23 protein-coding genes are annotated in these 21,939 nt (G+C 65.0%); 7 read left to right on the plus strand and 16 right to left on the minus strand.

What is annotated here, in order from left to right:
• The first annotated feature begins 393 nt into the window (after positions 1 to 393).
• Positions 394 to 1,188, plus strand: coding sequence for a Crp/Fnr family transcriptional regulator (locus ACVJ19_RS16250; protein WP_456739397.1), 795 nt, complete (start codon positions 394 to 396; stop codon positions 1,186 to 1,188).
• 39 nt (positions 1,189 to 1,227) lie between these two features.
• Here the strand turns inward: ACVJ19_RS16250 and ACVJ19_RS16255 are convergent, their stop codons facing one another.
• From ACVJ19_RS16255 to ACVJ19_RS16265, 3 genes are all read right to left on the minus strand, one after another.
• Positions 1,228 to 2,205, minus strand: a complete 978-nt coding sequence (locus tag ACVJ19_RS16255) for a Bug family tripartite tricarboxylate transporter substrate binding protein (protein ID WP_453950065.1) — start codon at positions 2,203 to 2,205, stop codon at positions 1,228 to 1,230.
• A 240-nt stretch (positions 2,206 to 2,445) separates the two neighbouring features.
• Entirely contained in the window at positions 2,446 to 3,381 is a 936-nt protein-coding gene (locus ACVJ19_RS16260; protein WP_453950066.1) for a DMT family transporter, read from the minus strand.
• A gap of 165 nt (positions 3,382 to 3,546) precedes the next feature.
• Entirely contained in the window at positions 3,547 to 4,479 is a 933-nt protein-coding gene (locus tag ACVJ19_RS16265; RefSeq protein WP_453950067.1) for a DMT family transporter, read from the minus strand.
• Positions 4,480 to 4,904: 425 nt separating this feature from the next.
• Here ACVJ19_RS16265 and ACVJ19_RS16270 point away from each other — a divergent pair, with 425 nt between their 5' ends.
• Positions 4,905 to 6,197 carry an adenylosuccinate synthase gene (locus ACVJ19_RS16270; protein ID WP_453950068.1) on the plus strand — a complete coding sequence of 431 codons (1,293 nt, stop codon included), beginning with the start codon at positions 4,905 to 4,907 and terminating at the stop codon, positions 6,195 to 6,197.
• A 37-nt stretch (positions 6,198 to 6,234) separates the two neighbouring features.
• A complete protein-coding gene (locus ACVJ19_RS16275; protein ID WP_453950069.1) occupies positions 6,235 to 7,857 on the plus strand; it encodes a hypothetical protein in 1,623 nt (540 codons plus the stop codon).
• Between the two features lie 116 nt (positions 7,858 to 7,973).
• On the opposite strand, the gene ACVJ19_RS16280 is transcribed toward ACVJ19_RS16275, so the two are convergent.
• The 3 genes from ACVJ19_RS16280 to ACVJ19_RS16290 form a co-directional block, all read right to left on the minus strand.
• On the minus strand, positions 7,974 to 8,246 hold the full coding sequence (locus tag ACVJ19_RS16280; RefSeq protein ID WP_453950070.1) for a hypothetical protein: 273 nt from the start codon (positions 8,244 to 8,246) through the stop codon (positions 7,974 to 7,976).
• 255 nt (positions 8,247 to 8,501) lie between these two features.
• On the minus strand, positions 8,502 to 8,732 hold the full coding sequence (locus ACVJ19_RS16285) for a hypothetical protein (RefSeq protein ID WP_026311765.1): 231 nt from the start codon (positions 8,730 to 8,732) through the stop codon (positions 8,502 to 8,504).
• Between the two features lie 36 nt (positions 8,733 to 8,768).
• Positions 8,769 to 9,011 carry a hypothetical protein gene (locus ACVJ19_RS16290; RefSeq protein WP_453950071.1) on the minus strand — a complete coding sequence of 81 codons (243 nt, stop codon included), beginning with the start codon at positions 9,009 to 9,011 and terminating at the stop codon, positions 8,769 to 8,771.
• Positions 9,012 to 9,153: 142 nt separating this feature from the next.
• Here ACVJ19_RS16290 and ACVJ19_RS16295 point away from each other — a divergent pair, with 142 nt between their 5' ends.
• Together ACVJ19_RS16295 and ACVJ19_RS16300 are read left to right on the plus strand one after the other, a co-directional pair.
• A complete protein-coding gene (locus tag ACVJ19_RS16295; protein ID WP_453950073.1) occupies positions 9,154 to 9,579 on the plus strand; it encodes a DUF5413 family protein in 426 nt (141 codons plus the stop codon).
• A gap of 61 nt (positions 9,580 to 9,640) precedes the next feature.
• The gene (locus ACVJ19_RS16300; protein ID WP_212345215.1) at positions 9,641 to 10,174 is read left to right on the plus strand and encodes a DUF4112 domain-containing protein; all 534 of its coding nucleotides are present in this window, start codon (positions 9,641 to 9,643) and stop codon (positions 10,172 to 10,174) included.
• Positions 10,175 to 10,538: 364 nt separating this feature from the next.
• Here ACVJ19_RS16300 and ACVJ19_RS16305 read toward each other — a convergent pair whose 3' ends face one another.
• From ACVJ19_RS16305 to msrA, 4 genes are all read right to left on the minus strand, one after another.
• Positions 10,539 to 10,832 (minus strand): hypothetical protein, encoded by a 294-nt coding sequence (locus ACVJ19_RS16305; protein WP_014492502.1) that lies wholly within the window; start codon positions 10,830 to 10,832, stop codon positions 10,539 to 10,541.
• Between the two features lie 213 nt (positions 10,833 to 11,045).
• Positions 11,046 to 11,210, minus strand: coding sequence for a DUF3309 family protein (locus ACVJ19_RS16310; protein WP_453950075.1), 165 nt, complete (start codon positions 11,208 to 11,210; stop codon positions 11,046 to 11,048).
• A 108-nt stretch (positions 11,211 to 11,318) separates the two neighbouring features.
• Positions 11,319 to 11,738 (minus strand): peptide-methionine (R)-S-oxide reductase MsrB, encoded by a 420-nt coding sequence (msrB, locus tag ACVJ19_RS16315; RefSeq protein ID WP_453950076.1) that lies wholly within the window; start codon positions 11,736 to 11,738, stop codon positions 11,319 to 11,321.
• Positions 11,739 to 11,783: 45 nt separating this feature from the next.
• Positions 11,784 to 12,488 (minus strand): peptide-methionine (S)-S-oxide reductase MsrA, encoded by a 705-nt coding sequence (msrA, locus tag ACVJ19_RS16320; protein WP_453950077.1) that lies wholly within the window; start codon positions 12,486 to 12,488, stop codon positions 11,784 to 11,786.
• A gap of 304 nt (positions 12,489 to 12,792) precedes the next feature.
• On the opposite strand from msrA, the gene ACVJ19_RS16325 reads away from it, so the two are divergent.
• Positions 12,793 to 14,478 carry a caspase family protein gene (locus ACVJ19_RS16325; RefSeq protein ID WP_453950078.1) on the plus strand — a complete coding sequence of 562 codons (1,686 nt, stop codon included), beginning with the start codon at positions 12,793 to 12,795 and terminating at the stop codon, positions 14,476 to 14,478.
• Positions 14,479 to 14,753: 275 nt separating this feature from the next.
• Here ACVJ19_RS16325 and ACVJ19_RS16330 read toward each other — a convergent pair whose 3' ends face one another.
• The 6 genes from ACVJ19_RS16330 to napE all read right to left on the minus strand — a co-directional run bounded on the left by ACVJ19_RS16330 (position 14,754) and on the right by napE (position 20,310).
• Entirely contained in the window at positions 14,754 to 15,869 is a 1,116-nt protein-coding gene (locus tag ACVJ19_RS16330) for an ATP-dependent DNA helicase (protein WP_453950079.1), read from the minus strand.
• Between the two features lie 257 nt (positions 15,870 to 16,126).
• Complete coding sequence (locus tag ACVJ19_RS16335; protein WP_246820851.1) at positions 16,127 to 16,780, minus strand: NapC/NirT family cytochrome c; 654 nt, start codon at positions 16,778 to 16,780, stop codon at positions 16,127 to 16,129.
• Positions 16,777 to 17,247 (minus strand): nitrate reductase cytochrome c-type subunit, encoded by a 471-nt coding sequence (locus tag ACVJ19_RS16340; protein ID WP_026311763.1) that lies wholly within the window; start codon positions 17,245 to 17,247, stop codon positions 16,777 to 16,779. The genes ACVJ19_RS16335 and ACVJ19_RS16340 overlap by 4 nt, the downstream gene beginning before the upstream one ends.
• A complete protein-coding gene (gene napA / locus ACVJ19_RS16345) occupies positions 17,244 to 19,757 on the minus strand; it encodes a nitrate reductase catalytic subunit NapA (RefSeq protein WP_453950080.1) in 2,514 nt (837 codons plus the stop codon). The genes ACVJ19_RS16340 and napA overlap by 4 nt, the downstream gene beginning before the upstream one ends.
• Before the next feature lie 16 nt (positions 19,758 to 19,773).
• Entirely contained in the window at positions 19,774 to 20,097 is a 324-nt protein-coding gene (locus tag ACVJ19_RS16350; RefSeq protein WP_453950081.1) for a chaperone NapD, read from the minus strand.
• A gap of 27 nt (positions 20,098 to 20,124) precedes the next feature.
• Entirely contained in the window at positions 20,125 to 20,310 is a 186-nt protein-coding gene (gene napE / locus ACVJ19_RS16355) for a periplasmic nitrate reductase, NapE protein (protein WP_018641487.1), read from the minus strand.
• A gap of 231 nt (positions 20,311 to 20,541) precedes the next feature.
• On the opposite strand from napE, the gene ACVJ19_RS16360 reads away from it, so the two are divergent.
• Complete coding sequence (locus ACVJ19_RS16360) at positions 20,542 to 21,747, plus strand: LLM class flavin-dependent oxidoreductase (RefSeq protein WP_453950082.1); 1,206 nt, start codon at positions 20,542 to 20,544, stop codon at positions 21,745 to 21,747.
• Positions 21,748 to 21,939 lie beyond the last annotated feature (192 nt).

Here is a 21,939-nt window from a genome sequence, read left to right on the forward strand (position 1 = left end):
CCAGCGCGCTATTGCGCACAAGGCGGGCGATGACTGCGTCCTGTGACTCTCACTGCTTTTCGATGCCCGCTTGCGTGCATTGTCGAACGATTACGATGTGTGCCGCGCGCCAATTCGACTCCCTTTCGGGATGACAGCAGCTTTTGCCGCATGCTGGAAATTGGAACTTCTGCGCCGCACTACGGTGTTACCCATACGCATTTTGCAGTTGTTTCTTGTCGCGCGCGCTTGCATCCAAATCGAGTTCGGCATTGCTCGCGCGCGTATCGCGAGGCCGACGATGAGGGCAAAAGCGACTCTGGGTGAATTGCATGTTGTTGTGCGTACAGAAGGTAGTTTCAAGCAAATGATAGGGCCGCCGTTCCACGCTGCCTCGAATGGCGAAGGCGCTGCATGCCTCCCAGCGAGTCGGCCGCAGTGATTCATTCCGGCGCAGTTCGCAATCGCCTTTTGGTCTCACTGCCGCCGGCGGACTTTGATCTACTCGCGCCCGAGCTTGAGGTGGTCACGCTCGATCAGGACGCGGTGCTGTCGCGAGCGGGTGATCGGGTCGACCACGTCATCTTCCCCCATAGCGGGGCCATCTCGTTGATGATCGATATGGCGAACGGGCAGACGGTTGCCACCGCAGCGGTCGGGCGCGAGGGGGCTGTGGGGAGTCTCTCCGTGCTGGGATCGTCGCCTTCGGCGATTACCGCCGTCGTTCGCGCGGCGGGCACCGCCTCGCGGATGCCCGCGACACGCTTTCACGCCGCCTTCAATCAGAGCCCCGCGATCCGCCACGCGGTCCAGACTCACGTTAAGGCGATGCTGGTCCAGTTTCAGTTCGGGCTGGCCTGCAATGCGCTGCATCCGGTCCAGGCCCGCATGGTGCGTTGGCTGCTCCACCTTCGCGACCGCCTCGATCATGACGTTCTCCCCCTCACGCAGGAGGCATTGTCGCAGATACTCGGTGTCCGACGTACGACGGTGACGCTGCTGATGCGCAATCTGCGTGCGTCCGGAGCGATTAGATCCGAGCGACGGGGTCAAATCGAGGTCGACCGGCTGCGGCTCGCGGCCGCGGCCTGCGAATGCCACGATACGATGCGCCGCGAAGTCGAGCAGATCTTCTCGACGCCTGGCCCGACCCCTGCGTCGCGGGTGCGCAAGGGCATGTGGCCAAGCGAGCGGAGTGACGCCATATGAGGCGCTTGCGCGTCGCCTCAAGAGCTTTCCATCCTGCTTTCACTGCTTCTCGATCTTCGCGTTGGTGATCAGCTTCTCCCACAGCACCAGCTGCTCGTTCACGAACGTGCCGAGCTGCTCCGGCGTGCCGGAGAAGGCGTCCATGCCGAGCGTCGCAAGCTGGGCCTTGATCTCCGGCTTCTCGACGATCTTGCGGATCTCGGCGTTGAGCCGCGTCACGATCTCCTTGGGCATGCCGGCGGGGCCGAAATAGCCCTGCCACGACGAGATGTCGAAATCGGGCACGCCGGCCTCCTGCATCGAGGGCAGGTTCGGCACCAGCGGGGTGCGGTCCTTGGTGGTGACGGCGAGCGCGCGCAACGCGTTGCCGTTGACGTGCGGCAGGCCGGTCAGGATATCCACGAACATCATCGAGACGCGGCCGCCCATGACGTCGTTGAGCGCCGGCGGCGAGCTCTTGTAGGGCACGTGCAAGAGGTCGAGCCCGGCATTGTGCGCGAAGGTCGCACCCGACACGATCGCCGAGGACGAGCCCGAGGCGTAGCTCAGCTTGCCCGGATTGGCCTTGCCGTAGGCGACCAGCTCACCGACGGTCTTGGCGGGGACCTCGGGGTGAACGACCAGCATGAAGGGCAGGTCGCCGGTGCGGGCGATCGGGGTGAAATCCTTGACCGGATCGTAAGTGAGGCTCTTGAGCAGATAGGGATTGGCCGAATGCGTGGTGTTGGTCGTCACCAGCAGCGTGTAGCCGTCCGGTGCGGCGCGCGCGACATAGGTCGCCGCGATCATGCCGTTGGCGCCGGCCTTGTTCTCGATCACGATGCCGACGCCGAGCGCCTGCGACAGATGCTGCGAGATCAGCCGCGTCGTGGTGTCGGTGCCGCTGCCGGCTGCGAACGGCAGCACCAGCGTGATGTTGCGGCTGGGGTAATTGTCGGCCTGGGCGGCGGTCGCGGCGGCGAGGCAGAGCGTGGCCGTGCCGATGATGCGCAGGTTTCGAATCAACGCTGAAAGCATGTCTGGTCGTTCCCTCTTTTTCGTTGGCGGGGAACCTAGCTTGTCCTCGCAAAAATCGGAAGACAGGAGTCATCTCGCGCTCGTGCCCCGGGCGCAGTGCAGCGCGCCGCCCTTCGCGGCGTGATGCGCTGCTGAACCGGGGCCCATGTTGCGGCAAACTGGGTCCCGGCATCTGCGATGCACCGCTTGCGCGCTGCATCTTGTCCGGGATACGACAGTGCCGACGTCCGTCGCGCGGAATTACTTCGCCGCCGCGCCCTGGCGTGAGGCGATTACGACGCCGGCGAGCACCAGGGCGTAGCCGATCAGGTGAAACGGCTGCAGCTTCTCGCCGAGCAGCAGGATCGCCATCGCCGAGCCGAACACCGGCACCAGATGGAAGAACGGCGCGGCCCGGTTCGGGCCGATCAGCGCGACGCCGCGGTTGAAGAAGAGATAAGCCAGCGTCGACGGGAAGATCAGGATGTAGCCCAGCGTCGCCAGCGTCAGCGCATCGAAATGCATGACGTTGCCGCTCATTGCCTCCCAGATCGCGGTGGGCAGCAGCATCATCGCGCCGCAGCAGGTGGTGAAGGACAGAAAGGACAGCTGGTGGACCTTGGGCCGGCGCGGGATGTAGGCGGAGTAGAGGCCGAACGCGATCAGCGAGTAGGCGAACATGAGATCGCCCCGGTTGAAGCTGATGCCTGCAAGCGCCGCGAGATCGCCGCGCAGGATGATGATCAGCACGCCGAGCAGCGATATCGCGATGCCGGCGAGCTGCCCGCCGGTCAGCCGCACGCCGAACAGCACCAGCGACCACAGCGCCACGAACAGGGGACCTGCCGACTGGATCAGCAGCGCATTCAGCGCCTCGGTGTATTGCATCGCCCAGTACGAGATCGCGTTGTTGAAGGCGAAGCCCACCAGCGACAGGAACAGCATCAGCGGCAGGCTCCTGCGCAAGGCGGGCCAGTCGCGCTTCAGATGCGGCCAGGCGAACGGCAACAGGATCAGGAACACGCCGAACCAGCGGATCGTGGTCATCGTCAGCGGCGGCACATGCGCGCCGACATGGCGCGCGAGCACGATGTTGCCGGCCCAGAACAGCGAGCTCAGGCTGAGCAGCAGATAAGGCTGGTTGTTGAGCCAGCTGGCCGGATTGGCGGCCGGTGGCGCGGGCGAAGCAATCGTCATGGGTGTCGGATACGAGCTTGCGCCGGATTGCGGTAGCGGCACAAGCCACGCGGCCGCAATGCTACAATGCGCGCGTGAGCCGAGGAGCGGCGTCGGCGGCTAATATGTTGGACGCGTTCGTGATGCAGCGCGTGCTTCGCCGTTCCCGCGGGCAGAGGGAATGAACTAGCCCGCCTGCTTCCTCGACGCCGCGAACACACCCGACAGCACCAGCGCGAAGCCGATGAAGTGGAAGGCCTGCGGGTGCTCGCCCAAAAACGCCATCGCCATGATCGAGCCGAACACCGGCACGACATGGAAGAACGGCGCGGCGCGGTTGGCGCCGATCAGGCGCACGCCGCGATTGAAGCAGAGATAGGCGAGGGTCGAGGGGAACACCGCGACATAGAACAAAGTGAGCAGGTTCGGCGCATCCAGCTTCATCACCGGACGCGCGGAGAGCTCCCAGATCTCCAGCGGGATGAGGCATGCGGCGCCGGCACCGAAGGTGAAGGCGAGGAACGACAGGCCGTGCATCGCCGGCCGCTTCAGGCTCAGCACCGAATAGAGCGCGAAGATCAACAGCGCGAGCAGGAAGATGAGATCGCCCTTGTTGAACTCGATGTTCGACAGCGTGGTGAAGTCGCCATGCAGGAGGATGGTCAGCACGCCGCACATCGACAGCAGCACGCCGAAGGCCTGCGCCGCGGTGAGGCGGATGCCGAGAATGACCAGCGACCACAGCGCCACCAGCAGCGGCGCGGCCGACTGCAGCAGCAGCGTGTTGAGCGCCTGCGTGTGCTCGAGCGCCCAATATTGCAGCGTGTTGAAGGCGCCGATGCCGGTGATCGAGAGCGTGACCATCAGGCCGAGCCGCCCACGGATCGCGGGCCAGTCCTGCACCAGATGCTTCCAGGCAAACGGCAGCACCAGCAGGAAGGCGAACAGCCAGCGCAGGAACGACAGCGTCACCGGCGGGATATGGCCCGCGGCAAGCCGCCCGACGATGGCGTTGCCGGCCCAGCACAGCGCGGTGATGCTGAGCAGCAGATAAGGCTGGTTGGCGACCCAGTTGTGACCGGATGCGTCGGCGCTCGTGGTCTGGCCGGTGGCGGACATTGTGGTTGTTATGGCCCCGCGTCATGCGCCGGGACCCCGGCCCGGCGATATCCGGGCCGGCTTCAATCGCCCGGCTTGGCTCAAAGACACGGAAATCGCGGTTGCATCAACGGGGGGCGGATGCATCGCGACCATGCAGCGGCGAAGGCGGCTTCTCAGGCTTTGGTCGAAGCCCTGGCGCCGGCCCCAAAGGTTGCGAGATTTTAAGGGGATATCAAAGGCTTGGACCGGCCTTTGGACCTCGAAAAAGCCCCGTTCTTGCTTGCCTAGAGGGGCCGCTTCCTTTATCCGGTTGGCTGCCTTGCGTGCGAGCGGTCCTGGGCCGCGGATTGGCTGGGCATCAGGCATGATCCCGGAAAAGTGGGCACCGGTTTTCCGCGAGGATCATGCCTCCTTGAGACAGATTGAACAGGGATTACCCGCGAATGGCCAACGTTGTCGTCGTCGGCGCCCAGTGGGGCGACGAAGGGAAGGGCAAGATCGTCGACTGGTTGTCGGAGCAGGCGGACATCGTCGTCCGCTTCCAGGGCGGCCATAACGCCGGCCATACGCTGGTCATCAACGGCAAGACCTACAAGCTGGCGCTGCTGCCCTCCGGCGTGCTGCGCGAGGGCAAGCTGTCGGTGATCGGCAACGGCGTGGTGTTCGACCCCGCTGCCTTCCTCGACGAGGTCACCAAGCTCAGGGCGCAGGGCGTCGATGTCAGTCCCGACAACCTGCGCGTCGCCGAAAACGTCACGCTGATCCTGCCGCTGCACCGCGAGCTCGATGCGCACCGCGAATCCGCGAGCGCCGCGACCGCGATCGGCACCACCCGCCGCGGCATTGGACCGGCCTATGAGGACAAGGTCGGCCGCCGCGCCATCCGCCTGATGGATCTTGCCGATCATCAGACGCTGCCGCACAAGATCGACCGCCTGCTGGCGCACCACAACGCGCTGCGCCGCGGCCTCAACCTGCCGGAATTCGACAGTGCGGTGATCCTGAAAGAGCTGATGGCGATGGCGCCGCAGCTGCTGCCCTATGCCGAGACGGTGTGGCGCCTGCTCGACATCGAGCGGCGCGCCGGCAAGCGCATGCTGTTCGAGGGCGCGCAGGGCGCGCTGCTCGACGTCGACCACGGCACCTATCCCTACGTCACCTCGTCCAACACGGTGGCGGCGCAGGCCGCGACCGGCGCCGGCCTCGGGCCGGGCGCGGTCGGCTACGTGCTCGGCCTGTGCAAGGCCTACACGACCCGCGTCGGCCAGGGCCCGTTCCCGACCGAGCAGGACAACGAGATCGGTCGCAAGATCGGCGAGCGCGGCCGCGAGTTCGGCACCAACACCGGGCGGCCCCGCCGCTGCGGCTGGTTCGACGCCGTGCTGGTCCGCCAGGCGGTCCGCACCTGCGGCATCAATGGCCTCGCGCTGACCAAGCTCGACATCCTCGACGGCTTCGATTCGATCGAGGTCTGCACCGGCTACAGGCTCGACGGCGTGGAGATCGACCATTTCCCGGCCGGCGAGGGCGCCCAGGCCCGGGTCGAGCCGATCTACGAGACCATCGAGGGCTGGAAGGAGCCGACCGCCAATGCACGGTCTTGGGCCCAACTGCCGGCCCAGGCCATCAAATATGTCCGCCGGATCGAGGAATTGGTGGGGTGCCCGGTCGCGCTGCTTTCCACCAGCCCCGAACGCGAGGATACTATCCTGGTGCAAAATCCGTTTGAGGCTTAACGATATCTTACCGGGACGCGCGCATAGTTGAGTAGAAATGGCTGATTACTATCCGCTGATCGCCCGCGCTATTGCCGCCCTGGACCCCAACGCTCCCGGCGAAAGCCGTCGCGCGCTCTATGAGCGGGCGCGCACGGCGCTGATCGCGCAGCTGCGCAGCGTGCAGCCGCCGCTCTCCGAATCCGAGATCACCCGCGAACGGCTGTCGCTGGAAGAGGCCGTCCGCAAGGTCGAATCGGAGGCGGCCCAGCGCGCCCGCGACGCCTCGCGCCCCGGTGGCGGCGGCGGCCGCACCGGCGGCAGCGGCAGCGGCGATGCCTTCCGCCGCGCCAGCACCCGTGCCACCGAGGCGAGCCCGCCCCCACCCCAGCCGCGCACCCGTCCGGCCCCGACGCCGCCGCGGGCCGACCGCCCGTCCTTCAACGTCGATGACCAGGGCGACGCCCAGCGTCCGCCGCGCGCGCCGCGTTTCGACGCGCCGCGCCAGCCGGGTCCCTCCGCGCCGCCGCCGATGCCGGAGCCGCCGGCACCGCCACCGGCCGGCCGCGATCGTGCCGGTGGGCGCCGTCCGCCTGATATCGGTCCCCCGCCGGCGCTGCCGCCGGCCCCGGGCGTGCGCGGCTTCCGCGACATCACGGCCGACGCCAACGATCTCGGCGGCGCGGCCGCACAGGCCAACCGCGCTGCGCGCCGCACCTATGCCAACGTGCCCTCGCCCTCGCCGGAATTCGACCGGCTCGAGCCGAGCCTGGAGAACCGCGCCGGCGAGCAGGACGCGCCCTATTCCTATGACGAGTCGATCGAGGAGGCCGAGCGCTACACGCCGCAGCCGCCTTCGCCGCGCCCGCACATCCCCGTCCTCGACCGCGACGCCAAGAAGCCCAAGCGCCGCGGCTCCGCGTTCCCGTTCAAGAGCGCGATCGCCGTCGGTATCGTGCTGATCCTGATCGGCGCCGGCATCCTCTGGGGCAAGCCGCTGCTCCAGATCGCCACCAACCTGTTCAAGTCCTCGCCGACCCAGGTGGTGGAAGCGCCGAAGGATCCGTCGCAGCCGCAGAGCAAGCCGAAGATCCCCGACCGCGTCGGCCAGCCCTCGGCCAGCGACCAGCCGGTTGCGCCGGTGGCGCAGAAGGTCGTGCTCTATGACGAGGATCCGTCCGATCCGAAGGGCAAGCAATATGTCGGCTCGGTGGTGTGGCGGCTCGAGCCGATCAAGGCGTCGGGCAACCAGAAGGCCGACGTCGCCGTGCGCGCCGAGATCGAGATTCCCGACCGCAAGTTCAAGATGACGATGTCGTTCCGCCGCAATACCGACTCCTCGCTGCCGGCGAGCCACACCGCGGAGCTGACCTTCATCCTGCCGCCGGATTTTCCGGGCGGCAGCGTCTCCAACGTGCCGGGCATCCTGATGAAGTCGAACGAGCAGGCGCGCGGCACGCCGCTCGCGGGCCTCGCGGTCAAGGTCACCGACGGCTTCTTCCTGGTCGGCCTCTCCAATGTCGACGCCGACCGCGCCCGCAACGTGCAGCTCCTGAAGGAGCGTTCCTGGTTCGACGTGCCCCTGGTCTACGCCAACCAGCGCCGCGCCATCATCGCCATCGAGAAGGGCGCCCCCGGCGAGCGCGCCTTCAACGACGCCTTCGCGCAGTGGGGCGACTAAGCTGCTGCTGTCATTCCGGGGCGTGCGAAGCACGAGCCCGGAATCCATTGCGCAGCACGTGACGTAGAGGAATGGATTCCGGGCTCGCGCTTCGCGCGCCCCGGAATGACCTCCAGCTACTTCGCCGCAGCTTCCCGCTTGCGGGCTGCCGCGGCGGCGGCGTGCTCGCGGTCCATCACGGCGCGGCAGCCGGGGCTGACCTGGGCCTTGTTCCTGACCATGCAGGCGGTGATGCGCGGGATATCAGGGATTTCACTGGAGCACAGCCGCATCGCATCGGCCGAGCACATCTGCTGCGCTTCGGAGGAGAAGGCGAGGCCGGGCGATGTCTGGAGTGCGATGGCAGCGGAGAAGGCGAACAGCGAAGCGATGGTCTGATAGCGTGTCATGATGGATGGGTCCCCGAGTTCCCTGGGCTTGAGCCGCTTGGTTTTGGGGCGCCGCACGCGGCTTGATCTGCCGCACGTCACAGCCTTCACGCCGGGATCTTGATCCCGCATGTGGTCGCTCGATTACTTGATGTCGAATCGAAAGTGCTGCGCCGCCCGAGCGAAGTATGCGCCATTGTCACGGGCCTGCAATGGTCATCGCAAATGAATTCGCAATTGTTGCACGCACGTCACGCAGCACGCGAGATGGCGCGATCAGATCAGCCGGTCGGATGATGCGCTCGCCTGTTCCGCATCATCAGCACCGAGCGAAGCGGCATGTTCCTCCACCGCCGTGACGCCCTTCGCCGTGAGCTCGAACAGATCGCCGTCCTTCATCACATAGCCATCGGCGATCAGCTCGCCGATCTTGCCCTGGCGGTCGTCGGCGAAGGCAACGGACTGGCTGATGTCCCTGAGGATCGAGAGTTGTTCGTCGCGCAGCATGGCTTCACTCTCCGTTCACAGGGCTGTTTCCGATCCTCACATGCCGTGGCTGGCGAACACCTTGCTGCATGATCTCGACAGCTTGGCCCGATTGGCCTGCAGACAGCTCTGCACTGCGCTGTCATTGCCGAGTTCCTTGCGGCACAGCCGCGACGCATCGCGCGAGCAGGCGTTCTGTTCCTGCGGCGTGCCCATGTGGCCTTGGGCGAAAGCGGGCGCGCCCGGCAGGCCGCTCAGGGCGACCAGCGTGATCGTCGCCAGAAGAAATTTACGGGACATCGGCGGCTCCTGTCCGACAGGGATGATTTAGGTCCTGTCTGAACTGTCGCCTCGCCAACTTGTTCCCCTCGAGGCGGACGCCGCCCCGCTGTTCAAGGTTCCCGCGGCGCTGCTATAACGGGCCGATGTGTGAGGGAATTTGATGAAACGCTATCTGGTGTTTGCGCTGGTTGGACCGTTCGTCGGCGGGTTCCTGCTGCTGCTGACCACGACCTATCAGTCCGGCTATTGGACCCAGACCAGTCTCGGTGAGGTCGGCAAGCTGTTCGCGGTGTTCTTCAAGACCCTGCAATACAGCTATCTGTTCGGCTTCCTGCCCTCGCTGATGATCGGCGCGGTCGACGACATCCTAATCCACATCCGCCGGATCGGCCCCGTCTTGCGGATGCTCCTTGTCGGCTTGTTCGCCTTCGTGCTGGCCTCGCTGACCTACAGCTCGCGCGGGCCGGATTCGGGCGTGGTGCAGTTCATCCTGTACGGCATGGTCGGCTTCGTGCCGTCGGTGTTTTCCTCCTGGCTCGTGCATAGATATGTCGAGGAGCCGCAATCCGCGGCGGCACCGACCTGAACGCGCGGCGTTCAGGCACGGTGCAGCAACCTCCGCCGCGTTGGCGCGTTTCGCTCAGGTTATGACCATGTCCGACGACGACATTCTTGTGCCCCGCAAGTCCCGTTCCGGAAGCCGTTCGCGCACGGGCAGTGAAGCGCGCGGACCGATCATCGACCAGGAAGGGCATGAGATCCGCCCGGAGACGCTCGACCAGGGCTTTCGCGAGTTTCGCTTTGAATTCGGCAAGGACAACCCGTTCGGCAATCTCACGCGCGAGCAACGCATCGCGCGGCTCGAGGCCATCGCCAAGCTGCTTGACGTCGCCTTCATTCTGCCCGGCACCAACATCCGCTACGGCATCGACGGGCTGATCGGGCTGATCCCCGTGGTCGGCGACATCATCACGACCGCGATCTCGCTGTGGCTGGTGCGCGAAGCGAGGGCGCTGGGCGCGCCCTGGTACATCACCGCGCGCATGCTCGGCAATGTCGCGGTCGATGGCGTGGTCGGCATGGTCCCGTTCGCGGGCGATGCCTTCGACGTCATGTTCCGCGCCAACATGCGCAATGTCCGCCTCTTGCGCCGCTGGCTCGACAAGCAGCCACGGATCTAGCGCTTCTTCGCCTCTCCCCGCTTGCGGCTGGGCTATCGCATACCAAGAAGCGTGGCGACCAGCTCGCCCGTAGCCCATCCTTCGAGACGCCCGCCGGCGGCGGGCCCTCAGGATGAGGGCGGAGTGCGCGGCACCAATTTCAACGGGCGCCAATGCTGCTTAGCCTCATCCTGAGGAGACCGCGGAGCGGTCGTCTCCGAAGGACGAGGCGTGCGGTGCGGCGTTGCTAAAAGTCGTATGCGATTGCCCTGCCGTAAGAATGGGGAGAGGGGAAAGAGAGAAAGCGCGAGAGGCAGGAAACGCAAAAAGCGCGACGACCCTTCGGCCATCGCGCTTTCAGCGCACATCGGGGCTTGGCGAAAACTTACGCCGCGTCGGCGTCGGTCTCGGCGGCCGGGGCCGGCCTAGGGCGGCGCGGCAGCGGGAAGGCTTCGCTCTCATAGAGCGAGCGGATGCCGTTCTGGTCGAAGCGCGCTTCCTCGACCTGGAGATAGGCGCCGTTCAGCGAATCCGTCGGCAACTGCTCCATCGCGAACTGCACGGCTTCGGCCGCGGTGCCGAACCGGCGATAGGTGAAGCCGGCGCGCTTCTTCTTGCGGATCGCAGCGGGGAAGAGTTCGGCGGAAGTGTTGAAGTTGAACGGACGCAGTGGACGCATGGTCAAAGACCTCGTGATCTCTCTGGGGCTTTAAGCGCGTGGGGTTTGGGAGGGCAGCGGCCGTGATCGAGCGGGCCCGCCGCACATGTCATTTTCGTCCACTAATATAGGCCGTTTTGACAAAAATGCGACCCCCGCGATGCGAGATGATGAATCCATGCATGGCAGCCCCGCAGACGCAATAATTTCAGTTATTTCAATGGCTTATATGGTTTACACTTTGCCAAGAAGCAGCAGCACGATCAGCACCGCCAGCACGACCCCGCCGATGCCCATGCCGGAATGGCCGAGGCCATAGCCGTAGCCGCCGAACCGGCCCGACAGGCCGCCGACGAGATAGATGATCACCAGGATGATCAGGATGGTCCCAAGCGTCATGGCATCCTCCCCTGGCGGCCGCCGAAATGCGATCATCGGCCGCACCGCCAGGGAAGAAAAGCACATCGCGCCGCCGGGTTCCACGGGGGAACCCGGGCGCGCGCTGGGTTATTTGGGCTCGAGCTTCAGCGCCGCGGAGTTGATGCAGTAGCGTAGGCCGGTCGGGCCGGGGCCGTCGGGGAAGACGTGGCCGAGATGGCCGCTGCACTTGGAGCAGAGCACCTCGGTGCGGATCATGCCGTGGCTGACATCCCGCTCCTCGTCGATATGGCTCTCGACCGCAGGCGCGGTGAAGCTCGGCCAGCCGCAGCCGGAATCGAACTTGGCGTCGGACTCGAACAGCAAATTGCCGCAGCCGGCGCAGACATAGGTGCCGGCGCGATGGTCGTGCTCATATTCGCCGGAGAAGGGACGCTCGGTCGCCTTCTCGCGCAGCACCGCGTACTGCATCGGCGTCAACTCGCGCCGCCACTGCTCTTCGCTCTTGATGATCTTGTCGTCGGTGGTTTTCGCCTTGATGTCGGGCATGGGTCTCCCGTTTCTTCGGTGATCTTGCTTTCGATGATCTCGCGATCAGTTGGTGGCCTTGCTGGCATTCACCAGCGTCGGCTTCTCGATGTAATTATCCGCGAACAGCTTTTTCAGGTTCTCGACCTTGGGCAGGTCGTTATAGGCGATGTAGGGCTGGTTCGGGTGCAGGGTCAGATAGTCCTGGTGGTAGGCCTCCGCCGGATAGAACGCCTCCAGCGCGCCGACCTTGGTCACGATCGGCTTGCCGAACACCTTGGCGCCGTTGAGCTGGGCGATATAGGCCTCCGCCACCTTCTTCTGCTCGTCGGAGGTGGTGAAGATCGCCGAGCGATATTGCGTGCCGACGTCGGGGCCCTGGCGGTTGAGCTGGGTCGGGTCGTGCACCACCGAGAAGTAGATCTGGAGGATCTTTCCGTAAGAGATCTTCTTCGGGTCGTACTTGATCTCGACCGATTCCGCGTGGCCGGTCCGGCCGCTCGAGACGGTCTGGTAGTCGGCGGTCGCCTTGGTGCCGCCGGCATAGCCGGAGACCGCGTTGACGACGCCGGCGGTGTGCTGGAATACGCCCTGCACGCCCCAGAAGCAGCCGCCGGCGACCACGGCGGTCTGGATGTCGCTCGCGGGCGCTGCGTCCACGGCCGGGGCCGGGATCACGACCGCGTCCTCGGCGGCCCGGGACGGCACGGCAAAGGCCAGTGTCGCGGCAGCGGTGGCGGCGAGCAGGGTCAGGAGGGCAGGACGGCGCATGGCGGAGCCTCTTTTCGGAAGGGGGGACAGTCTAGGTCGGTTGGCACCGGGCGAACAGCCTGCCCGGCCGCATTTCAGTCACTGGAGATACGGGGACAGGGATCGATTGTTACGCCGATACGGACACGAGTCTGTGAAAGAAGCGGCCTGAGACAGCCGGCTTGGCGGGATGAGGAACTCCGCGCTAAGAGCATGATCCTGATCCGAAGGGCCGCGTTAGCGCAAAGTGTGAGGCGGTTTTCCGCTGAACCCGCGCCATCGACGATCGACCTGGAAAAGTGGTGGCTGGAGCTGACCTGACAACATGCTGCGCGTCGTTTCCCTGACCCTCCTCACCCTGATTGCCTGTGTCGCGATCGCCTATGCAGATCAAGTCAGCGACGATCTCGCCATCTGCCGCGACCGCCAGGCCGACATGCAGGCCCGCGCACCGGCCTGCGACAATCTGCTCAACGCCGATCGCCTGACCGGCAAGGACAAGGCCGTCGCGCTGTCGGTGCGTGGCAACACGCTGATCAACAAGCGCGACTACGTCCGAGCCATCGAGACCCTGTCCATGGCCGTCGACCTCGATCCGGACTATGCCATTGCGCTCAACCTGCGCGGCCTCGCCTATGAGCGCACGGGCAAGGACGACCTCGCGATGGCCGACTACAACCTCGCGCTCCAGAAGCGGCCGACCTACGGTGTCCCCTACAACAATCGCGGCGTCATCCAGCTGCGCAGGGGCGCGCTGCAAAGCGCGCTCGACGATTTCAACCTGTCGATCAAATACACGCCGAAATTCCTGCTCGGCTGGACCAATCGTGCCCGCGTGCGCACGCTGATGAAAGATTTCAATGGCGCGATCGCCGATTTTGCGGAGGCCGAGAAGATCGATCCGGCCGCGCCGCAGATCGCCAGCAACCGCTGCATCACCTGGGGCATGATGGGCAAGTATGAGCAGGCCTTTGCCGACTGCAACGGCCTGATCGAGAGGCAGCCGAAGAACGTGTACGCGATCAACAATCGCGCCGACGTCAGCATGATGAAGGGCGATCTCGATGCCGCGCTGAAGGACTACAACACGGCGATCCAGATCAACCCGAACAATGTCCGGGCACATTCAGGCCGCGGCCAGATCTACGAGCGGAAGAAGGATCTCGCCCAGGCTAGAGCCGACTATCGCGCGGCGGCCTACTCGCTGACGAGGTTCGACGAGATCGACGTCGCGCGTGCCCGCGCGATCGCGCAGGAGCGGCTCGCCGCGCTGACGCCGCAAGCGCCGGCGGGCGCGCCCGGCGGGCGCCGCGTCGCGCTGGTGATCGGCAACGGCGCCTACACGAACGTGCACGCCTTGCCCAATCCGCCGCGCGACTCGAAATTAATCGCAAACGTGCTGCGCGATGTCGGCTTCCAGACCGTGATATCCGTCAGCGATCTCACCCGCGACAAGTTCTTCGACGCGCTGAAGGCCTTCGCGGAGGAGGCGGAGAAGGCCGACTGGGCCGTGGTCTATTATGCAGGCCACGGCTTCGAGATCGGCGGGGTCAACTATCTCGTCCCCGTCGATGCCAAGCTTGCCGCCGACAGGGACGCCGAAACGCAAGCGGTCGCGCTGGAGCAGGTCATCGCCGCAGTCGGCGCCGCGCGAAAGATGCGTCTCGTGGTCCTCGATGCCTGCCGTGACAATCCGTTCGCGCCGACCATGCAGCGCACATTGTCGCTGAAGCTGGTCGACAAGGGCTTTTCCAACATCGAGCCCGGTGCCGGTTTCATGGTGGTCTATGCCGCCAAGCACGGCGAGACCGCAATGGACGGCGACGGCAGCGCCAACAGCCCGTTCGCTACCGCGCTCGCCCGCGAGATCAAGGAGCCGAAGGTCGAGATCAGAAAGCTGTTCGACATCGTCCGCGACGACGTCTGGGCCGCGACCAAGCACGAGCAGCAGCCCTTCACCTACGGCTCGCCGCCGGGCCGCGAGGATTTCTATTTCGTTGCGGGGAAGTGACGAATTGGGTTGCGGAGCAACCCAATTCGTCATTCCGGGGCGATGCGAAGCATCGAACTATGGTGCGCAATTGCGCACCTGAGAATCTCGAGATTCCGGGTTCGGCTCTTCGAGCCGCCCCGGAATGACGGGGTACTGTGGGACGCGACACCCGCGCCTCATTCACGGTGCCGTAGGGTGGGCAAAGCGAAGCGTGCCCACGCGTTTTGTTGGTTATGGAGAGAGATCGTGGGCACGGCGCGCTGCGCCTTTGCCCACCCTACGGCAGCGGAGTTTTAAACGACGATACTCAACCTCTTCGCCGCCCGCGTAATCCCCGTGTACAGCCACCGCGCCCGGCTATCCCCAAACGCAAAGCTCTCGTCGAACAGCACGACGTCGTCCCATTGCGAGCCCTGCGACTTGTGCACGGTCAGCACGTAGCCATAGTCGAACTCGTCGTAGGGCTTGCGCTGCTCCCAGGCGATCTGCTCGATGCCGCCCTCGAAACAGTCGGCGCGCACGGACACCTTGGTCACCTTGTGTCCAAAATCCTCATCCGGCGACAGCCGCATGGAGAGGATGCGCGATTTCGAGCGCGAGGTGTTGCGCGACTTCACGCGCCACAGGCCGCCGTTGAACAGGCCCTTCTTGCGGTTGTTGCGCAGGCACACCAGCTTGTCGCCGGCGACCGGAAACTGGTCCTCGATGTTCTGGCGCTGACGCACCCGCATGTTGTATGCGCGTCGCGTGTTGTTGCGCCCGACCAGGACCTGGTCGGCGCCCATGACACGGTCGGGATCGAGCTCCTTGCGCGAGACCACCTCGCTCTCGCCGTAGCGGCCGATGTCGAGCTCGCGGCCCTCGCGCACGTCCATCGACATCCGCACGATCGGATCGTCCTGCGCCTGGCGATGCACCTCGGTCAGCATCGCGTCGGGCTCGGAATTGGTGAAGAAGCCGCCGCCCTGGATCGGCGGCAGCTGCGCGGGGTCGCCCAAGACCAGCAGCGGACAATCGAACGACATAAGGTCGCGGCCGAGTTCGGCATCGACCATCGAGCATTCGTCGATCACGATCAGCTTGGCTTTTGAGGCCGGCGCGTCGTCCCACAATTCGAAGCTCGGCTGCTCCTCGCCGGATTCGCGGGCGCGGTAGATCAGCGAATGGATGGTGGAGGCCTCGTCGCAGCCCTTGTTGCGCATGACGAGGGCCGCCTTGCCGGTGAAGGCGGCGAATTTCACCTCGCCGTCGACGCCCTCGGCGATATGCCGCGCCAGCGTGGTCTTGCCGGTGCCGGCAAAGCCGAACAGGCGGAAGACGGGCGGCGTGCCGCCCCGTCCCGGTTTTGCTTTGAGCCAGTCGCCGACGGCTTTTAGCGCGGCATCCTGATGCGGGGTGAAGGTGGCCATGTCTGTCTTGAGGAGGGGCGAAACGAAGCGATTCGCCGTCCCCCAAAACTAACCATTCGCCCCGCCGGTTCAAGCGCGGGGAGGCCGTATCCCTGCGGCCCATCCTTCGAGACGCCCGCCTTTGGCGGGCCCTCAGGATGAGGGCGGAGTGTGTGGCAGCAGTTTCGGCAGGCGAAGATGCCGCTCAGCCTCATCCTGAGGAGACCGCAAAGCGGTCGTCTCGAAGGACGAGGCGCTTGCTCAGGCCTCGCCAAACCCTACTGCCAGCCGGGAACGCCGCGCATGTCGGGCAGCTGGTGGGCGATGCCCTTGTGGCAGTCGATGCAGGTCTTTTCCTTGGTGAACAGGAAGCGCTGGTGCGCGACCGAGGCCCGCGGCGACTGCTTGGTGATGTCCATGGAATCGGCGCTGTGGCAGTTGCGGCATTCCAGGGAGTCGTTGGCCTTGAAACGCGCCCATTCATGCGCGGCGAGCTCGAGCCGGTGATCGAGGAATTTCTCGCGCGTGTCGATCGTGCCAAAAATCTTGCCCCAGACCTCCTTGGAGGCCTGCATCTTGCGCGCGATCTTGTCGGTCCAGTTGTGCGGCACGTGACAGTCCGGGCAGGTCGCGCGCACGCCGGAGCGGTTGGTGAAGTGGATGGTCGACTTCAGCTCGGCGAAGACGTTGTCCTTCATCTCGTGGCAGCCGGTGCAGAATTTTTCGGTGTTGGTGATTTCCAGCGCGGTGTTGAAGCCGCCCCAGAAGATCACGCCGGCCACGAAGCCCGCCAGCACCAGCGTGCCGAGCGCGAACACCGAGCTCGGCCGGGTCAGCACGCCCCAGAGCTCGAGCGCAAAATCCCAGCTTCGCGCGATGAAGCCGCGCTTGGATTCCAGCTTCTCCTTTGGCTCGTCAGCAGTCGTCGTCATCGGCGGCCACCGGGGCTTGCGCGCGACAGCAGCGTGTCGATGTCGGTGAAGTCGTTGCTGACGGGCGGATTGGCCGTGTTCTGCGGCACGTGGCATTCGGTGCAGAAGAAGCGGCGCGGCGAGATGGAGGCCAGGAACTGGCCGTCACGGTCCATGAAATGCGTGATCGACACCATCGGCGCCTGCGATTCCGCGGTCCGCGCCCGCGCGTGGCAGGACAGGCATTTGTTGCCGTTGAGATCGATCTGATAGCCGTCGATCGTGTGCGGGATGACGGGCGGCTGCTCCGGATAGTTGCGCACCTCCTTCTCGGACGTGTTGCGGTTGGGCAGCATCGGCGGTGCCGGGCCCTCGTCATTGAGCGGCGCCGCACCGCGCAGGCCCGAGGTCACCGTCTGCGCGGTCAGCGAGCTCGCGCCGGCGGCAATCGCGACCGCGAGCAGGGCGATACCAAATCGTTTCATCATGACAGGCTCACCCGCTCGATGCGCACGGCGCATTTCTTGAAATCGGTCTGCAGCGAGATCGGATCGGTGGCGTCCAGCGTCACCTTGTTGATCAGCTTGGATTCGTCGAACCACGGCACGAACACCAGGCCGCGCGGCGGCCGGTCGCGGCCGCGCGTCTCGACGCGAGCGCGGATGAAGCCGCGGCGCGAGACCACTTTCACCTCATCGCCGCGCCGCAGCTTCATGTCCTGCGCGTCGTCCGGATGCATGAAGCAGACGGCCTCGGGGAACGCCTTGTAGAGTTCGGGCACGCGGCGCGTCATGGTGCCGGAATGCCAGTGCTCCAGCACGCGGCCGGTCGAGAGCCAGTAGGGATATTCGTTGTCGGGCGATTCCGCCGCCGGCTCGAAGGGCAGCGCGAAGATGCGCGCCTTGCCGTCGGGATAGCCGTAGAACTGCACGTCGGTGCCCTGCTTGACGTAGGGGTCGCTGCCCTCGCGGAAGCGCCACTTCGTCTCCTGGCCGTTGACGACAGGCCAGCGCAGGCCGCGCTCCCTGTGATAGGTGTCGAACGGCGCGAGGTCGTGGCCATGGCCGCGGCCGAACTGGGCATATTCCTCGAACAGGCCCTTCTGAACGTAGAAGCCGAACGCCTTGGCTTCCTCGTTGCCATAGCCTTGCTCGATCTCCGTAACAGGAAATTTGTCGACCTGGCCGTTCTTGTAGAGCACGTCGAACAGCGTCTTGCCGCGATATTCCGGCTTCTTGGCGATCAGCTCCTCGGGCCAGACCTCTTCGATCTTGAAGCGCTTGGAGAACTCCATGAGCTGCCAGAGGTCGGACCTGGCCTCGCCTGGCGCGGTGACGAGTTGGTGCCAGAACTGCGTGCGCCGCTCGGCATTGCCGTAAGCGCCTTCCTTCTCGACCCACATCGCGGTCGGCAGGATCAGATCGGCGGCGAGCGCCGTCACGGTCGGATAGGCATCCGACACCACGATGAAATTGTCGGGGTTGCGGAAGCCCGGATAGGTCTCCTCGTTGACGTTGGGGCCGGCCTGCAGGTTGTTGTTGACCTGCACCCAATAGGCGTTGATCAGGCCGTCCTTCAGCATCCGGCTCTGCAGCACGGCGTGCGCGCCGTTCTTGTCGGGAATGGTGCCCTCGGGCAGCTGCCAGATGTGCTCGGCGTGGTCGCGATGCGCCTTGTTGGTCACGACCATGTCGGCGGGCAGGCGATGCGAGAAGGTGCCGACCTCGCGCGCGGTGCCGCAGGCCGACGGTTGGCCCGTCAGCGAGAACGGGCTGTTGCCGGGCGAGGAGATCTTTCCGGTCAAGAGGTGGATGTTGTAGACGAGGTTGTTGCACCAGACGCCGCGGGTGTGCTGGTTGAAGCCCATGGTCCAGAACGAGATCACCTTGGTCTTGGGATCGGCATAGAGCTCGGCGAGCGCTTCCAGGCGATTGAGCGGCACGCCGGACATCTGAGCCGCCTTCTCCAGCGTGTACTCCGAGACGAACTTGACGAATTCGTCGTAGCTCATGTCGGTGGAGTCGTTGGCTTTCGCAGCGCCCGTCGCCTTCTTCTGCAGCGGGTGCTCCGGCCGCAGGCCATAGCCGATGTCAGTCTGGCCACGCTTGAACACGGTATGCGCGGCAACGAAATCCTTGTTGACGCGGCCGGTCTTGATGATGTGGTTGGCGATGGCGTTGAGGATGTAGAGGTCGGTCTGCGGCACAAACACCATGCCGATATCGGCAAGGTCGAACGAGCGGTGCTCGAACGTCGAGAGCACGGCGACGCGGACATGCGGCGCGGACAGCCGGCGGTCGGCGATGCGCGTCCACAGGATGGGGTGCATCTCCGCCATGTTGGAGCCCCACAGCACGAAGGCGTCGGTGGCCTCGATGTCGTCGTAGCAGCCGGCCGGCTCGTCGATGCCGAAGGTGCGCATCATGCCGGCGACGGCCGAGGCCATGCAGTGCCGCGCATTGGGGTCGATGTTGTTGGTGCGGAAGCCGGCCTTGAACAGCTTTGACGCCGCATAGCCCTCCCAGATCGTCCACTGGCCGGAGCCGAACATGGCGACGCCGTTCGGCCCGCGCTTCCTGATCGCCTCCTTCCACTTCAACTCCATGATGTCGAAGGCTTCGGTCCAGGACACAGGCGTGAAGTCGCCGTTCTTGTCGTATTTGCCGCCCGTCTTGCGCAGCATCGGCTGCGTCAGGCGGTCGTGGCCGTACATGATCTTGGAAAGGAAGTAGCCCTTGACGCAGTTGAGGCCGCGATTGACCTCGGCCTTGATGTCGCCGTGCGTGGCGACGACGCGGTTGTCCTTGGTCGCGACCATCACGGAGCAGCCGGTGCCGCAGAAGCGGCAGGCGGCCTTGTCCCATTTCATTTCGCTCACCTCGCGCTCGGCGGCGAGGTTGGCGGCGAGCGCCGGCGCCGGAAGGCCGGCGGCGGCCGCGGCGATCGCGGCAGCCTCGAGCTTCAGCATCTGGCGGCGGTCGAGCTTCGGCGATGTCATGATGGCTCTTCCTGACTCAGGCGGTTTCGATGGCGTGGAAGACCAGCGCCGCGGAATAGACGTGTCGCAGCGACTGGATGGTGTTGAGCATGGTGCCGAGGCTGCCGGCATCGGGCGCTTCGGTGACCACGATGAGCTTGCCGCGCGGGTCGCGGCCGTGGATCTCGCAGCCGGGCAGCGCCTTGATCTCGGCTTCGACCTCGGCGAGCCGCTCGGGGCGCGCCTGCACGATGACGCTGGCGATCTCGGCGCCCGGCGGCGGCACGATGCGGTCGGCGCTGAGCACGCGGCCGGTGATCAGTGCGCGGCGGTTGAGCGTTGCTTTGTTCAGTGAGGCCATGATGGCTGTCTTTCGCTTTTCGAACGATCAATGCGCGGAGGTTGGCGGACCGGGAGGGCCGGCGAACATCTGGTAGATCCAGACGCCGAGCCCGTAGGAGCCGACCGTTCCGACCGCGAGGACGGGCATCACGACCGCGGTCAGGAACAGGAACGCAAAAATCTCCATGCGCTTACGGCGCACGCGCGAAGTCGTGTCGTCAGGGGCCGACATATTCGGTCTCTTCGGGATGGTATGGGAATCATCGGGACGGCATCCGGGCCGTTGCCTTGCAGCACTTTTGCTGCATTTGGGCCGGTACGGCCTTGATCTGGATCAAGCTCCCTTCGCCGGGACGACCCAGAGGCTCGGAATCATTCTCCCGCACGGCGGAATTGCCGCTCCGTAGACAGCTCCGCCTCACACTTTAAGATGAACTCAACAAAAATAAGCGGGAGAGGCGTCATGAAGTTCGGCATCTTCTACGAGCTGCAGCTGCCGCGGCCCTGGGTGGCCGGTGACGAGCTCGCCCTCTACCAGAATGCCCTCTCGCAGATGGAACTCGCCGACAGGCTCGGCTACGACCACGCCTGGGTGGTCGAGCATCACTTCCTCGAGGAATACTCGCACTCGCCCTCGCCGGAATCCTTCCTCGCCGCCGCCAGCCAGCGCACCAAGAACATCAGGCTCGGCCACGGCATCCTCCAGCTCACCACCAATCACCCGGCGCGCGTCGCCGAGCGCGTCGCGGTGCTCGATCTGCTCAGTAACGGCCGCTGCGAGTTCGGCATGGGCGAGAGCGCTTCGATCACCGAGCTCACGCCGTTCGGGCGCGACATGGAGACCAAGAAGGAGGTGTTCGAGGAGGCCGTTGCCGCGATCTTCCCGATGTTCAGGGATGCAGGCTCCGAGCATCACGGCAAGTATTTCGACATCCCCTTGCGCAACGTCGTGCCCAAGCCGGTGCAGAAACCGCATCCGCCGCTGTGGATGGCCTGCTCGCAGCTGCCGACCATCGAGCGCGCCGGCCGTCATGGCTTTGGCGCACTCGGCTTCCAGTTCGTCAGCGCCGATGCTGCGCACGCCTGGGTGCACGCTTACTACAATGCAATGACCAAGCGGCTGCACAAATTGGCCGACTACGAGATCAACCCGAACATGGCGCTGGTGTCGTTCTTCATGTGCGCGAAGACGGATGAAGAAGCGCGAGCGCGCGCCGACGGCGCCACCTTCTTTCAGTTCGCGCTGCGCTTCTACGGCGCCTCGCAGAACCGTCAGCGTCCCGCGCCCTACACCGTCAACATGTGGGACGAGTACAACAAGTGGAAGCGCGACAACCCGGAAGCGCAGGAGGCCGCGCTGCGCGGCGGCCTGATCGGCTCGCCCGAGACCATCCGAAAGAAGCTGAAGCGCTTCCAGTCTTCGCATATCGATCAAGTTATCCTGCTCAACCAGGCTGGCAAGAACAGCCACGAGCACATCTGCGAATCGCTGGAGCTGTTCGGTCGCGAGGTGATGCCGGAGTTTCAGAACGATCCGGCACAAGCTGCCTGGAAGCAAGGCGTGATGAGCGGAGAGATCAAGCTCGAGGAGATCGACACCGAGGCTTTTACGGATCGCTACGGCAAGCTCGCGATCAATGTCGCCCCAGTGAAAGCGGCGGCGGAATAGGCCGCTCGTTAAGTCATGTTGCTGACGCATTCTCTGTCTTAGTCGGGATAACGTAAAACACTGCGTGGGAACCACTTTGGTTCGCACATCGGTTCCATAGCCAAGGGGTTGGCACGAACCCGTAAAAGTCCGGTGCAAGCTTCATGAACGCGTCCGCGTTCGCTTGTGCTGTTTGCGGTTTCGGGAACCGGC

The sequence above is a fragment of the Bradyrhizobium sp. USDA 376 genome (genome assembly GCF_054063675.1).